This window comes from Thermoclostridium caenicola, assembly GCF_900142095.1.
GTDB lineage: Bacteria > Bacillota > Clostridia > DSM-8532 > DSM-8532 > Thermoclostridium_A > Thermoclostridium_A caenicola.
In genome coordinates, this window is sequence record NZ_FQZP01000037.1 from 15,483 (window position 1) to 29,315 (window position 13,833).

Annotated in this window: 14 protein-coding genes; all 14 read left to right on the forward strand. The window is 50.3% G+C overall.

Annotation, left to right across the window (positions count from 1 at the left end):
- The first annotated feature begins 8 nt into the window (after positions 1-8).
- The 14 genes from F3H12_RS09560 (at position 9) to F3H12_RS09625 (ending at position 13,638) form a co-directional block, all read left to right on the forward strand.
- Positions 9-740: an ABC transporter permease gene (locus F3H12_RS09560; protein ID WP_149679116.1), complete on the forward strand. Its 732-nt coding sequence runs from the start codon at positions 9-11 to the stop codon at positions 738-740.
- Between the two features lie 138 nt (positions 741-878).
- Positions 879-1,982: a DUF362 domain-containing protein gene (locus tag F3H12_RS09565; protein ID WP_340162583.1), complete on the forward strand. Its 1,104-nt coding sequence runs from the start codon at positions 879-881 to the stop codon at positions 1,980-1,982.
- A 289-nt stretch (positions 1,983-2,271) separates the two neighbouring features.
- On the forward strand, positions 2,272-3,117 hold the full coding sequence (locus tag F3H12_RS09570; RefSeq protein ID WP_149679117.1) for an Mrp/NBP35 family ATP-binding protein: 846 nt from the start codon (positions 2,272-2,274) through the stop codon (positions 3,115-3,117).
- 137 nt (positions 3,118-3,254) lie between these two features.
- Positions 3,255-4,193: an ATP-binding cassette domain-containing protein gene (locus tag F3H12_RS09575; RefSeq protein WP_149679118.1), complete on the forward strand. Its 939-nt coding sequence runs from the start codon at positions 3,255-3,257 to the stop codon at positions 4,191-4,193.
- Positions 4,194-4,325: 132 nt separating this feature from the next.
- Positions 4,326-5,192 (forward strand): ABC transporter permease, encoded by an 867-nt coding sequence (locus F3H12_RS09580; RefSeq protein WP_243133250.1) that lies wholly within the window; start codon positions 4,326-4,328, stop codon positions 5,190-5,192.
- A gap of 270 nt (positions 5,193-5,462) precedes the next feature.
- On the forward strand, positions 5,463-7,193 hold the full coding sequence (locus F3H12_RS09585; RefSeq protein ID WP_149679119.1) for an S-layer homology domain-containing protein: 1,731 nt from the start codon (positions 5,463-5,465) through the stop codon (positions 7,191-7,193).
- Between the two features lie 245 nt (positions 7,194-7,438).
- Complete coding sequence (locus F3H12_RS09590; protein WP_149679120.1) at positions 7,439-7,801, forward strand: hypothetical protein; 363 nt, start codon at positions 7,439-7,441, stop codon at positions 7,799-7,801.
- A gap of 1 nt (position 7,802) precedes the next feature.
- A complete protein-coding gene (locus F3H12_RS09595) occupies positions 7,803-8,411 on the forward strand; it encodes a TetR/AcrR family transcriptional regulator (protein WP_149679121.1) in 609 nt (202 codons plus the stop codon).
- 75 nt (positions 8,412-8,486) lie between these two features.
- The gene (locus tag F3H12_RS09600; protein WP_149679122.1) at positions 8,487-8,861 is read left to right on the forward strand and encodes a hypothetical protein; all 375 of its coding nucleotides are present in this window, start codon (positions 8,487-8,489) and stop codon (positions 8,859-8,861) included.
- Between the two features lie 53 nt (positions 8,862-8,914).
- Positions 8,915-9,790, forward strand: a complete 876-nt coding sequence (locus F3H12_RS09605) for an amino acid ABC transporter substrate-binding protein (protein ID WP_422822211.1) — start codon at positions 8,915-8,917, stop codon at positions 9,788-9,790.
- Between the two features lie 74 nt (positions 9,791-9,864).
- The gene (locus F3H12_RS09610; protein ID WP_149679123.1) at positions 9,865-10,527 is read left to right on the forward strand and encodes an amino acid ABC transporter permease; all 663 of its coding nucleotides are present in this window, start codon (positions 9,865-9,867) and stop codon (positions 10,525-10,527) included.
- Positions 10,528-10,543: 16 nt separating this feature from the next.
- The gene (locus F3H12_RS09615; RefSeq protein WP_149679124.1) at positions 10,544-11,329 is read left to right on the forward strand and encodes an amino acid ABC transporter ATP-binding protein; all 786 of its coding nucleotides are present in this window, start codon (positions 10,544-10,546) and stop codon (positions 11,327-11,329) included.
- Positions 11,330-11,415: 86 nt separating this feature from the next.
- Positions 11,416-12,126, forward strand: coding sequence for a TetR/AcrR family transcriptional regulator (locus F3H12_RS09620; protein WP_149679125.1), 711 nt, complete (start codon positions 11,416-11,418; stop codon positions 12,124-12,126).
- A 147-nt stretch (positions 12,127-12,273) separates the two neighbouring features.
- Entirely contained in the window at positions 12,274-13,638 is a 1,365-nt protein-coding gene (locus tag F3H12_RS09625) for a radical SAM/SPASM domain-containing protein (RefSeq protein WP_340162584.1), read from the forward strand.
- Positions 13,639-13,833 lie beyond the last annotated feature (195 nt).

The following is a 13,833-nucleotide window of genomic DNA, read 5'->3' on the forward strand; positions in this document are numbered from 1 at the left end:
GATTGAATATGCTTGGAAGATGTATTTCGGCTGAATGGATGAAACTGCGCTATTCCCATATATGGGCGATACTGGTGGCTCTGCCGGTTATCAGCGTGCTGATTGGCTGCGCCAATTTTTACATGAACCAGGGAGTATTGACTAAAGAGTGGTACAGCCTGTGGTCGCAAGTCGGTTTGTTTTACGGGGAATTCTTTCTGCCCATCCTTATCGCGATTTGCTGCGCGTACATATGGAGGCTGGAACACCTCAACAAGAACTGGAATATGATCCTGGCCGCGCCGGTGCCGTCGGCCGGGATTTTCCTGGCGAAATGGATAGTGGTTGGTGTGCTCCTGATCCTGGTTCAGGCCTTCTTCGTTTTGCTGTACTTCATTGGAGGCAAAACGCTTGGCCTGAATGCCGGACTTCCGCAGGAATTGCCCGGATGGCTGCTTCGCGGCTGGACAGCCGGCCTGACCATAAGTTCGGTACAATTGGCACGGTCCATGCGAATCAGAAGTTTTGCTGTCCCTGTCGGTATGGGGCTGTGCGCCATTTTCATCGGCCTTGGCATGTATGTTGCCCGTCTGGGGCTGTTTTTTCCCCATTCACTGCTGACCGTGGGCATGGGGGTACTCAGTCAGACAGGCCTTTCCTGCGGAGAAAACCCTGTATTCTGGCTGATGAACATATTGTATATCGGTGTTATCAATACAGGCGCTATCTGGCGTATGCGCAAACACGACAGGGTGGCTTGACATCAGACTTTCTTGCTGGAAAAATTCTTTGGAACCTGTCATAATGAAAGGGATCGAAATGAAAGACGCGGCATTGGGTGTCCGCGCCATGAATCAGGAACAGGTAGCCCCATGCCGCGATATGAGAGGACTGAGTTTATGATTTCCAGGAACAGCATACGCATCATCTATGGCGATAACCCGAAGCAGATGGTAAAAGAGCTGCTTGAGACCATAAAACCCGAAGAAGAGATCGAAAAAGGCGCGCTGATAGGAATAAAGCCAAATCTGGTTGTCTCAAAGCCTTCCGGTTCAGGTGCCACAACCTCACCCGAGATTGTGGCGGGGCTCATTGAGTATTTGCTATCAAAGGGCCGCGATAATATCGTCATCATGGAGAGTTCCTGGGTGGGAGGCAGGACATCTGAGGCCCTCAAAGTGTGCGGCTATGAGGAATTGTCGAAGAAATACCATGTTCCCCTCATCGATCTCAAGAAGGACAGAGACAGGGAATATACCGTAGATGGCATGAGGATAAGCGTATGCGAACAAGCATTAAAGGTCGATTACCTGATCAACATTCCGGTCCTCAAGGGCCACTGCCAGACCAACATCACCTGTGCCTTGAAGAATATGAAGGGCTGCATACCCGATTCCGAGAAAAGGAGGTTCCACACCATAGGCCTTCATAAGCCCATCGCCTGTCTGAGCAAGATCATCAGGCAGGATCTCGTCATCGTTGACGGCATGAACGGCGACCTCAATTTTGAGGAAGGCGGCAATCCGGTCCAGATGAACCGGATCATTGCCGGAAAGGATCCGGTGCTGATAGACGCCTATGCGGCTCAATTGATGGGTTTTGGCATTGAAGAAGTGCCCTACATCGGCATGGCCGAGCGGCTCGGTGTGGGCAGCGCGGACCTGGCGAATGCGGATATTGTTGAGTTGAACAAGGATAATGGATCCAGAAAACTGACACCTTCGAGAAGGGTTCAGCAGCTGGCCGGGCATATCGTTGAGGACTGCGCCTGCTCGGCCTGCTACGGAAGCCTTATCTATGCCCTGGAGAGGCTGGATGAAAAAGGGCTTTTAAATAGACTGAAAGATAAGCTCTACATCGGTCAGGGGTTTAAGAGTAAACGACATAACGGGATTGGCATCGGCGCGTGCACCGCGGGATTTGATAAATGCGTCAGGGGCTGTCCGCCGAAGGCAAGGGATATCGTTGAATACCTGGAAGAACTCATACAGAAAAACCAGTGATTATTAGCAGGGGTACTGCAGGGTAATGCCGGTCAAACAGCAGAAGCCCCTGCTTTTTTGCGAGTCTGACTTGTTTACATGGATTGGAGGTACTATCAAACTTAGTTATTGACATATGTTATGGACGGGGTATAGTATAACGTGTTAATGGCATGTGTCATTGGCCATTGAGAGGCGCTTGTCTTCCGGGAAGGAGCCTGTCCGGCCCTGTTTGATGCAATCATGGATTGCCGATGCGTTCCGGAAGCATTGCTGCCTTGCAATTCCAATAAGAAGGAGCATGACGACCTTGAGCAGAACATGCAATCAAAGCTGCAGCAGTTGCCGGGAAAACTGTGCGGAAAGAAAGAATGTTGATTTCTCCGAGAAACCCCATGAAATGAGCAGCATTAAAAAAGTCATCGGTATCGTCAGCGGTAAGGGGGGCGTGGGCAAGTCGCTTGTCACCTCCATGCTTGCTGTGACCATGAACAGGATGGGATACCATATTGCTATTCTCGACGGGGATATTACCGGCCCGTCCATCCCGAAGGCCTTTGGCATCAAGGGAAAAGCGACGGGCAATGAATTTGGCATTTTCCCTGTCCGCTCCAAGACCGGTATTGACATCATGTCCATCAATCTGCTTTTGGAGAACGACACCGATCCCGTTGTCTGGCGCGGGCCCATGATCGGAAGCGTGGTGAAGCAGTTCTGGACGGATGTCATCTGGACCGATGTGGACTTTATGTTCATCGATATGCCGCCGGGCACCGGTGATGTCCCGCTTACAGTATTCCAGTCCATTGCCGTTGATGGGATCATCGTTGTGACCTCGCCGCAGGAGCTTGTTTCCATGATCGTATCGAAGGCGGTCAGAATGGCGGAAATGATGAATATTCCCATCATTGGCCTGGTGGAGAACATGTCCTATTTCAAATGCCCCGATTGCGGCAAGAAACACAGGATTTACGGGGACAGCCATATCGATGAGATCGCCGAAAAGCACAATCTGAAAGTGCTTGCCAAACTTCCTATCAACCCCAAAATCGCCGCTGCCTGCGATAAAGGTATGATAGAGCTTTTTGAGGGAGAGTGGCTTGATCCTGTGGCCAAAATACTGGAGCAAACAATTGAAGGCGGCAAATCCCGCTGAAAACCGTATGTATGGAGGCAGAGTGAAGAATAAGAAGCTGGATCAGACGTTGTAAAGTTAGCCGTTTTAACAAGGCCTGTGGGTTTTCCCATGGGCCTTGCTGATTTTTCCCAACATTGATTAAAAGAGAGGCCTGAGTGAAGCGCTTCCGTGAAGAAGGCCGGACCGTTATCTTCATATCCCACGATCTCTCAGAAGTCATTGAGTTAACGGATACAATTACCATTCTGCGGGATGGGGAATATATCGATACTGTAGACAGCGACAAGGTTACCGAAGATGATCTGAAACGGCTCATGGTAGGCCGGGAGCTTAAAGGCCACTATTACCGTACCGACTACGGCGAGCCGATATCGGATGAAGTGGTGCTTACTGTTGAAGGGCTTACCGTTTCCGGTGTATTCGAAGATGTCAGCTTTAAGCTGCATAAGGGTGAAATACTGGGCATCGGGGGATTAAGCGACTGCGGCATGCATGAACTGGGAAAAGCCATATTTGGCGCCTCGGAAAACCGCAGAGGCACCGTTGCCCTGGCAAACGGTACCCGGATCAATTCCATACGCGATGCCTTACTGAACAATATGGCCTACACCTCCAAGGACCGTGACAATGAATCGGTAGTCGTGTTTGAAACAATCAGAAACAACATTTGCCTGCCTTCGGTTGATAAACTGGCCGAAAGGGGAGTTCTGCGGCATAAAAAACTGGATCGGTTTGCACGGGAATTTGCTGAGATGATACAGGTCAAGATGACCGACGTCAACCAGTTTGTATCCTCATTGTCGGGCGGCAACAAGCAGAAAGTGGTTCTGGCCCGCTGGCTGGGAAAAGACTTCGATATCATCGTGCTTGACAGTCCTACCCGTGGAATTGACGTCAAGGTCAAGGCGGATATCTATACATTGATGTATGAACTGAAAAAGAAAGGCAAATCCATCATCATGATTTCTGAAGAGATACAGGAACTGATGGGCATGAGCGACCGAATCCTGATCATGAAGGACGGCAGAATCAATGGTGAGATCTTGAGAAGCCCTGACCTCAGCGAGGAAGATTTCATAGCAAAGATGGTTTAAGGAGGTTAAACCAATGTCGATTCAAACATCCCTGGAACATGTTGAACAGAAAAAGGAAAAAGGATTTATCAGAAATCTCCTGAACAGGATGGACATAAATGCTGTCTGCCGCTGGTAGGCTTCATCGTCATTGTGGTGGTTTTTGCCTTTCTGACCGATATGAGAATCGTTCAGCCTAACAGCATAAACCTGATTCTCAGCCAGGTATATGTACTTATGATAGCGGCTTCGGGCGTATTCATGGTCATGACCATCGGCGGGCTTGATTTCTCGCAGGGTTCTATTCTCGGCCTGTCTTCCATTATCATAAGCTACCTGTCATTTTATAATATCATTCTGGCAATCATAGCAGGGGTTGTCGCAGGAGCAGCGATTGGTGCCATTAACGGTTTCTTCCACGTGAAGTTCCGGATCCCTTCCTTTATTGTTACCATCTGCACCATGTTCCTTTTCAGGGGCCTGAACGCTTACCTTACAACCAATTCGCCCGTGGCTGCCCATGTTAGCGTTACTAGCTATAACGTCACATGGCTTAAGATGCTGCTCACCATACTGGTGCTTCTGATCCTCTACCTGGTCTTTAAGTACACCAAGCTGGGCATGGTGCTGAAAGCCATAGGTGCCGGCGAAACGGCGGCCAGGTTCTCCGGTGTGCGCACCAATCTTACCAAGTTTCTGGTATTCACTGCCGCCGGTGCAATTACAGGCTTTGCAGCTTTCCTTAATGTCATAAAGGTAGGGTCCATAACCGCAACTGCTGGAAACCAGCTGGAAACCCAGATCCTCATATCCCTCGTTCTGGGAGGCATGCCCATCACAGGCGGAGCCAAGGTAAGATTTTATAATATCGTCGTAGGCACGCTGATCTTCTGCATACTGAACAACGGGCTGGTTATGCTGGCCCTGGACACAGCCGTGCAGCAATTGATAAAGGGAATCATCTTTGTATTGGTTGTAGCACTTACCATCGACAGGAAATCAATCCAGGTTGTCAAGTGAGCACGGGTAACCAAGGGGAGGTTCCTGTGTCATTCAATGGTTCCCACCTCAACGCCTGTTTGCGTGCTATGCTGAACAAGGCAGGACGGTTCAACTGTTTCCTGCCTTTTCTGCAACCATTCAAGGCAAGGAGGCTGTCTGCATCAAGCTCGCAGGGCGCTTCGGGTATCCCTGGTTGAGGATACCCTTTTTAGTCCCAATGCGATAAAATGGTGGAGTGGATACTTTGGAACGATTTGACCGCAGCATATCATTATTGAGGGGATTAGCATGAAACTGATAAAGAAAGTGTTTTGCATCCTGTTGATCCTGTCCTTCCTGTTTCCCGGTATATCCCGGGCTGACAGCAGACCCTTTGCGGATGTGCCGGAGGACCATTTTGCCTATGAGGCCATCTGCAGGATGAAGGCTTTGAATATTACAGGTGGTGTGGGTGATAACCGGTTCGGGATGGGGCAGACCATAAGCCGTGCCGAGTTCGTCACGTTTCTCATCAAGCTCACCGGATGGGAGCAGGTAAAACCGGCCCAGGGGAGCTTCAGGGATAACAACGATCCCGGCCGATTCTACTATGGCTACATAGAAACAGCCCTTCATCATGGGGTGATAAGCAAAGATTCCGATTACTTCAGGGTGAACGATCCCATCACCCGGGAGGAGATGGCCGTCATGATTGTCCGGGCGTTGGGATATGATGCCCTTGCCAGGCAGCTTTCCTTCCTGGACAGCTTCAGCGATGTGACGACCAATAAAGGTTATATAACGCTTGCCAGGGATTTCGGCATCATGTCCGGCACAAGCGGACAAAGCTTCAGCCCGGACAAAACCGCAACCCGGGAGGAAGCCGCTTATATCCTGATGAAGATGTATGACAAGCTACATGCGAAAATCCAGGAGTTGCACGGCTTTTATGCCATAAGCTCCTATAGCCAGGTGGACCTGCTGTCCTCCCTGGATTCGGTCAGCTTCGGCTGGAGCCGCCTGGAATACGATCCTGGAAGCGGTAGGGTCATCCTCAATACGTCGCGTCAAAATGACAACGAGTACGGGTTTCCACAGGGCTTTTCCGAAGTGCTGAACAAGGCTGAGGAAACAGGCTTGTCTGCTCAGCTCATGGTCGCCGTAAAGAATGAGACAGTGGCCGACCCCTCAACGGGAGCAAAAGTGCCCTTGGCAGAGTACATCCTCCGGCCCGAGATCAGGTCTTCAGTGATACGAAGCATCGCTGAGCAGGTCAATGCTGACTCGAAAGACGGCTATCCATTGAGCTTCGACGGTGTTGTCATAGATATTGAAGGTCTCCGGGCCAACGCGAAGGAAGCCTTCAATGCGTTCCTTAAAGAGCTGAGGCAGGAACTGGACAAAACCGGCAAGCTGCTTTATGTTGCCGTCCAGCCGGCAAGGCGTCCGGGCCAGGCCTATTATGACGGGTATGATTTCAGAGTCATCGGAGACATTGCCGACAAGGTGATCCTCATGGCGCATGATTATTACGCCAGGCAGCTCACCGACGGGGAAATGGCCGCAGGCTATACCACGACGCCGCTTACGCCCATCGATGAGGTCTATTACGCCCTGAGGGCTGTCACCGACAAGACCACAGGCGTGCAGGACCCCGGCAAGATCATGCTCCAGATATCTTTCGACGCGGTGCAATGGAAGAAGAAAGACGGCGCAGTCGTCAACCGGGTACCGCTGAGCGTTTCCTACGAGGCGCTCCATAAGAGGCTACTGATGGATGGCGTAAGCATTCAATACTCGGACCTCAGCCAGAACCCCTATGCGCGTTTTACGGATGCCCAGGACGGCACCGAAAACATTATCTGGTATGAAGATGCCAGGAGCGTGGAGGCCAAGATGAAGCTGGCTGCCATGTTCGGGATCCGGGGAATCTCCCTCTGGCGGCTGGGCAATATACCGGATTATCCTGATCCCGAACAGAAACTGTTTTTGAACGTGTGGGACAGCGTATTGCAATTTGCCGGAAGGACTTCGAAATGAGTCCTCGGGACAGGTTCCATTGCGGATAAATTCCGGTGTACGGTAAGTTGCAGGTATCATTAGAAAAAAGGACGGTCCCTGCCTGAAAGGTGTATTCCAATGGGCCGACGGCTTATGCAAGGCATGTGTCCAAGCGGTCAATAAGATTATTTGAAATGCCGTCTGTAAAAGGATATGGGTCTTCTCAAAATCGGTCAACGGCAGTATGATAACATCAAAGGATAATATCACAGGGTGAAATCAACATGAAGCATGTGGACCTGTTGGCCGTTGAGACCATTCTTTCAGCCGCGCTGGTCTGGCTGGGCCTGTCCGGGAAACAGTTCCTGTGGATACACGACGCCAGATCCGCGGCCATTACGCTGGGCGCTGCCGGGTTCATTCTCTGTATGGCAAGTGTCGGCAAATTCATATCCGCAGCGTGGCACCATCCGCTGACCATTTGCGGCTATGTGCTCGGAACAATCCTTATGCTTTCGATGATAGCCCAGATTTTTGGGTTGAACATGCCTGTTGTCGGTAGACCTGAAACGGCATTGGTGATCATCGGGGTGTGCATTGTCCTGAAAGGCATCATTGCGAGATTTGAGCTTTTGCTGGTGAACTGACATGAATGAGCGGTTTTTCAGCCTTCCTCCCGAACGCCGGAAGAGAATGATCAATGCAGGATACAAGGTGTTTTCCGCCTACCCGTACAAAAAAGCGCCCACGTCTTCCATAGCAGAGGCAGCAGGCGTATCAAAGCCGCTGCTGTTTCACTATTTTGGCAGCAAAAAAGGCTTATATCTGTTTTTGTTTGAAACGGCCCTGAAAACCGCCGACAGCATTGCCGACGAGGAAGACCTGGCCGGAGAACGGGATTTCTTCATGTACATCATGAAGAATCTCAGGCGGGAGATCCGGCTCATGAGAAAGTATCCGGATATGCTGCGCTTTCTGAATGCTGCTTACTTTGAAACGGATCCCCTGGTGAGTGCTGACATCAAACGCATCAAGGCGCGCTATATGAAGCATGACACATCCAGTATTCTGGAGAACACAGATCGATCGCGCTTCAGGGATCCGGAAGCGCCGGAAAAACTCCTGAAGCTGATCACCCTGGCCGTGGAAGGCTATATGTCTGTCAACCGGCAGGAAGTCTTCAAAAACCCGGACAAGGCTCTGAAAGAGATGGAAGCGCTCATCCTTTCATTACGCGATAATTACTATAAGGCATGATGGCTGTTCGGTATCCGGTCTCACGGCGCCCAGCACAGTTATGCAGTCCTATTGCCCGTTGGAAATTCCTGGTGTATGATGGTCTGTGGCATCGTTGTCAGTCTGCGTTTTATTGAACACCAAAAGCTCGACAAGGCAGGATTGGTCTTTCGGGTTAAGGATATTATCTATTGCCTGATTGGCGTCTTGTCGACGGCTGCTTTTTATGCGGTTGTCATGGGGATGGAAAGCCTGATTCAGGGTAAAGATCTGTTTCCGAGGTTTATCTCCAAAATCGCAAATGGATATGAGCGTTCCTTAATCAATGTGCTGCTTATCCCCATTTCGGAGGAAATGCTGTGTCGCGGGTTTATCCTGGGCAACTGTTTTGAGAGCCTGAAACGTTGGCATGATTTGGGTTTTGGAACAACGCAGAATGAGCCTTTTCTTTATCTCGCTAAAGTGATATAATGAAAAAGTGAATCGAAAAAAGACAATGTGCGAGAAAGACGGAGGAACAGAGCATGAAACAGAGTATGAAAAAGTTATTGACGATGCTTTTGACATTAGCAATGATGCTTGCGCTCGCAGCCTGCGGCAACAGCACGGAAACTGGCCAGCCTGCGGCCCCGGAAGCAAGCCAGGCTGTGGAATCAAATCAGCCTGAAAACACCGAAGCGAGCCAGCCTCAGGCTGAAAGCGATTTGGCTTATGTGAAGGCAAAAGGTAAGCTGGTTATTGGCTATACCGTTTATGAGCCCATGAACTATACCGATGCAAACGGCAATTTCACCGGCTTTGATACCGAACTGGCGATACTGGTCTGTGAGAAGCTTGGCGTTGAGCCCGAGTTCGTGGAGATCGACTGGAATACCAAGGAAGTGGAGCTGAACAGCAAAGCCATTGACTGCATCTGGAACGGTATGACCATCGATGAAGAGCGCAAACAGAACATGGAAATCACCCAACCCTATGTGAAGAATGCCCAGGTGGTCCTGGTGAAAAAAGGCACTTCCTATGAAGGTACGGCCTCCCTCATCGGGAAAACCGTAGTGGCTGAGCAAGGTTCTGCAGGAGAGGATACCATCCTGAACGATGAAAACCTGAAGCAGGCCGACTATGTTCCCAAGAGCCTGCAGACCGAATGCCTGCTGGAGTTGAAGGCCGGAACCGCTGACGCCGCTGTTTTGGATTTGACCCTGGCAAAGACCATGACCGGCGAAGGTACCGATTATGCGGACATTGAAATTGTGGATTTCCTGGCCGTAGAGGATTACGGCGTTGGCTTCCGCAAGGGTTCCGATATCTGCGCGGAAGTGAACAAAATTTTCGACGCGCTTCTGGCAGACGGCACCATGGGTAAACTGGCCGAAAAATACGGACTTGAACTGGCTGATTAATTCAGGTACATACAATGATGCAGGGGCAGGGGGATACCTCTGTCCCATCGCTGTTATTCCGAGGTAAGACAGATATGAATGACATTCCTGTGATCATTGGACGCCTGACCGAAAGCTTCCTGCTTAACTGCAGGCTTTTTGCGTTAACCCTTCTGTTCTCGCTGCCCCTGGGGCTGTTGATTGCCTTTGGGTCCATGAGCCGTTTCCAGCCGCTGAAGTGGCTGATACGCACCTTTGTTTGGATAATCCGTGGAACACCGCTGATGTTGCAGCTTCTCATCATTTATTTCGGACCGGGCCTTTTGAACCTGGGTTTTTCCTGGCCGGGCGGCACTTCCGGTCGTTTTGTAGCTGCAACCGTGGCCTTTATCATCAACTACGCCTGTTACTTTTCGGAAATCTTTCGCGGCGGTATTGAGAGCATCCCGAAAGGCCAGTATGAAGCAGGTCAGGTTCTCGGGATGACAAAGAGCCAGATCTTCTTCAATGTCATCCTGCTCCAGGTTATCAAACGCATTCTTCCGCCGGTGGGCAACGAGGTGATTACCCTGGTGAAGGATACGGCCCTTGCCCGTATCATTGCGAACAAGGAGATCATCATGATGGCCGGCGAATATACCAGCAAAGGGCTTATCTGGCCTTTATTTGCCACGGGTATCTATTTCCTGGTGTTTGTCGGTGTGCTGACCCTGCTGATAGGCTGGCTGGAAAAGAAACTGAGTTATTTCCGCGCATAAAAAGGATGGGATTCGATTGCCTGTACTGGAAGTAAAGGATATTGAAAAAAGCTTCGGCACCCTTCAGGTTCTGAAAAAGATTGATTTTTCCCTGGAAAAGGGAGAGACCCTCGCGATTATCGGTTCTTCAGGAAGCGGAAAGACCACCCTGCTGCGTTGCCTGAATTTCCTGGAGCGGCCTGACAGGGGAAAGATCATCGTCAACCACGAGGTGATCTTTGATGCGGCGGATCCCGTCACCCGGAGGGATAGCGAGCTGCGGAAAAAGCGCCTCCATTTTGGACTGGTCTTTCAGAACTTCAATCTTTTCCCGCAATACACCGTTCTGAAAAACGTGACCCTGGCGCTGGAACTTCTGGCCAGGGAACGTCCGGACTATAAGCAGAGGAAAAAGGCCATCCTGGAGGAGATCCGGGAGAAGGGCAGAAATCTGCTTGCCCAGGTCGGTCTGTCGGATAAGCTGGACTATTATCCCCACATGATATCCGGCGGACAGCAGCAAAGGGTGGCCATAGCCCGTGCATTGGCCCTGGAGCCGGACATTCTGTGCTTTGACGAGCCTACCTCGGCCTTGGATCCCGAACTCACCGGGGAAGTGCTGAAGGTTATCCGAAACCTGGCAGAGCGCCACACGACCATGATCATCGTTACCCATGAAATGGACTTTGCCAGGGATGTGGCAGACCGGGTGATCTTCATGGACGGCGGTGTGATTGTTGAACAGGGTTCGCCCGAGGAAGTGTTCGGCAATCCCAGGGAAGAGCGGACCAAGCAGTTCCTTGCACGTTATAAGGGAAATTAGAGGACGCTTGACAATTGGAATGAACAGCGATAGGATCTTTTTGACAGGAATTAACCAACCGGTTAATTAAATGGGAGGAGAATGCATTGGAAACCGGCTCAGGGGTTGAAGCAAGGGAAAGAATCATCAACGCGGCAGTAGAATTGTTTTCCCAGAAAGGCTATGACGCAACGCGGGTCAATGATATCGCCAGCGCTGCAAATGTCAACAAGGCCCTGATTTATTATTATTTCAAAAACAAGCAGGACATCCTGGATTTCATGGTCCATTCCCTGCTGAACAATGCCGTGTCCATTACCCTGGATTTTATCCATACCCATATTGTGCAGATGATCGGAAAAGGCTGCCTGGACATCCTGCCCGATCGTCTGCATTTCGTCAATGAAGAAGCCAAGCAGGAATTCATACAAAACACCTGTAAATTCTATGAGCGGGTCGTGGATTATGCCATTGAGAAAAGAAGCATCATCCGCATCCTGATGCTGGAGTCGCTGAAAAACGGGAAGCATCAGAATTCGTTGTTTCAGATGATGGATTTCGTGGCTAACAATGAAAACAACCCGATTATCAAGACCATATCCAGCGCGGACCAGGATTTTGCCTACTCGGACGAGATGGTTTTATTCAGGTTTTTCTTTTCCATTATACCAATAGTCAGCTTTGCAGCATATTACGATGACTATAAAGAGGTAAGCGCGTTAAGCGACAAGGAACTTCGCGATTCTTTTCTGCGCGTATCAAACATCATCATTGCTTCGATGGTTTCAGGAAGTGATATTTTGCTGAGAAGTAAATAGGATTGGCGGAAATCAGAATACTTAAGGTTTGAGTTGTTTTAACCAAAACGGTTAGTTAAATATATTTTTTATTAACCAAATGGTTAGTTAAAAGCTCTGTCGGAGCTTTGCAGCATAAAATATATCAATCTGATTATGGAGGGGGTAATGATGAACAGGATTCAGAAAACGGCAGCCAATATGCTATTGAACTACATTGCGGATGATCCGTTGGAGAAATTGCCAAAGATCATAGAACTGGCGGAGAAGCTGGACAAGGATAATATGCATGCCACCCAGATCAAAGCGGTGCGTGAAATCCTGTCGGATGAGAATAACGTCTGGTACACGTTTGTAAAGAACCTGGTGCAGGAAGTGGACAAAAAGCTTTTTAAAAAGTTTGTGGAATGCTTTATCATCAACGCCAATTTTGAAGGGTACGCGCGCGGACGGGAGATTGAGCGGAAATATGACTGCAACGTACCGTGGGCGATCCTGATGGATCCCACAAGCGCTTGCAACCTGTCCTGTACCGGATGCTGGGCAGCGCAATACGGAAGCAGACACAACCTTTCTTACGAGACGCTCGACTCCATCTGCAGGCAAGGCAAGGAACTGGGCATTTACTTCTACATATTCTCGGGCGGTGAGCCGCTTGTTCGCAAGAAGGATATCATCCGGCTGTGTGAAGCCCACCAGGATTGCTACTTCTTTGCGTTCACCAACGGGACCCTTGTGGATGACGAGCTGTGTGAAGATATGCTGCGTGTAGGCAATTTCGCGCTGGCCTTCTCCATTGAGGGGGACGAGGAAGCCACCGATATGCGGCGCGGGAAAGGTACCTACCGAAAGGTCATTGAAGCCATGGAGCGCATGAAAGCCCACAGGCTTTTGTTTGGGTACTCCACCTGCTACCATCGCTACAATACCGAGAGCGTGGGATCCGATGCGTTTGTGGATGATATGATTGCGCGCGGCTGCCGGTTCGCCTGGAACTTCACCTATATGCCCGTGGGTAAGGATGCGCGACTGGATCTGATAGCTACGCCCGAGCAGCGGGCCTACATGTACAGGCGCATCAATGAAATCCGCGCAACAAAGCCCATTTTTGCGATGGATTTCTGGAACGACGGCGAGTATGCCGATGGGTGTATTGCCGGCGGGAAACGCTATCTGCATATCAATGCGGCCGGTGATGTTGAGCCATGTGCGTTTATCCATTATTCCAACGTAAACATTCACGACGTGTCGCTTCTGGATGCCCTGCGCTCGCCTTTGTTCATGGCCTACCGCAGGAGACAGCCCTTTAACGGCAACATGCTGCGTCCCTGTCCTTTGCTGGACAATCCCGAAATGCTCCGGGAGATGGTGAAGGAATCGGGCGCGAAATCAACCGACATGGAAGCGCCTGAAGACGTGGATGTGCTCTGTGCCAAAACGGCCCCGGCTGCCAGAGCCTGGGCTGAAACGGCGGACCGGCTCTGGGCAGAAAATCCGAAAAGCCGGAAGACAGCATGCGAAGCTGTCCAGTGAAGTCTGAAACGTTATGCACCCATTTATTCATTGAAGCAAACGCTGTATAATTGAGAGGCGGGCATCACAATCACCCGCCTCTCAGGTTGTTGCTTTAGCGTTGGTTCCGAACGACGAAGGAGTGAGGAACAACAACCACCGGCTATGCCGGTGTGATTAAGAGCTTTAGCTTTAAGTAGAAAAAGAAAAGCCTCC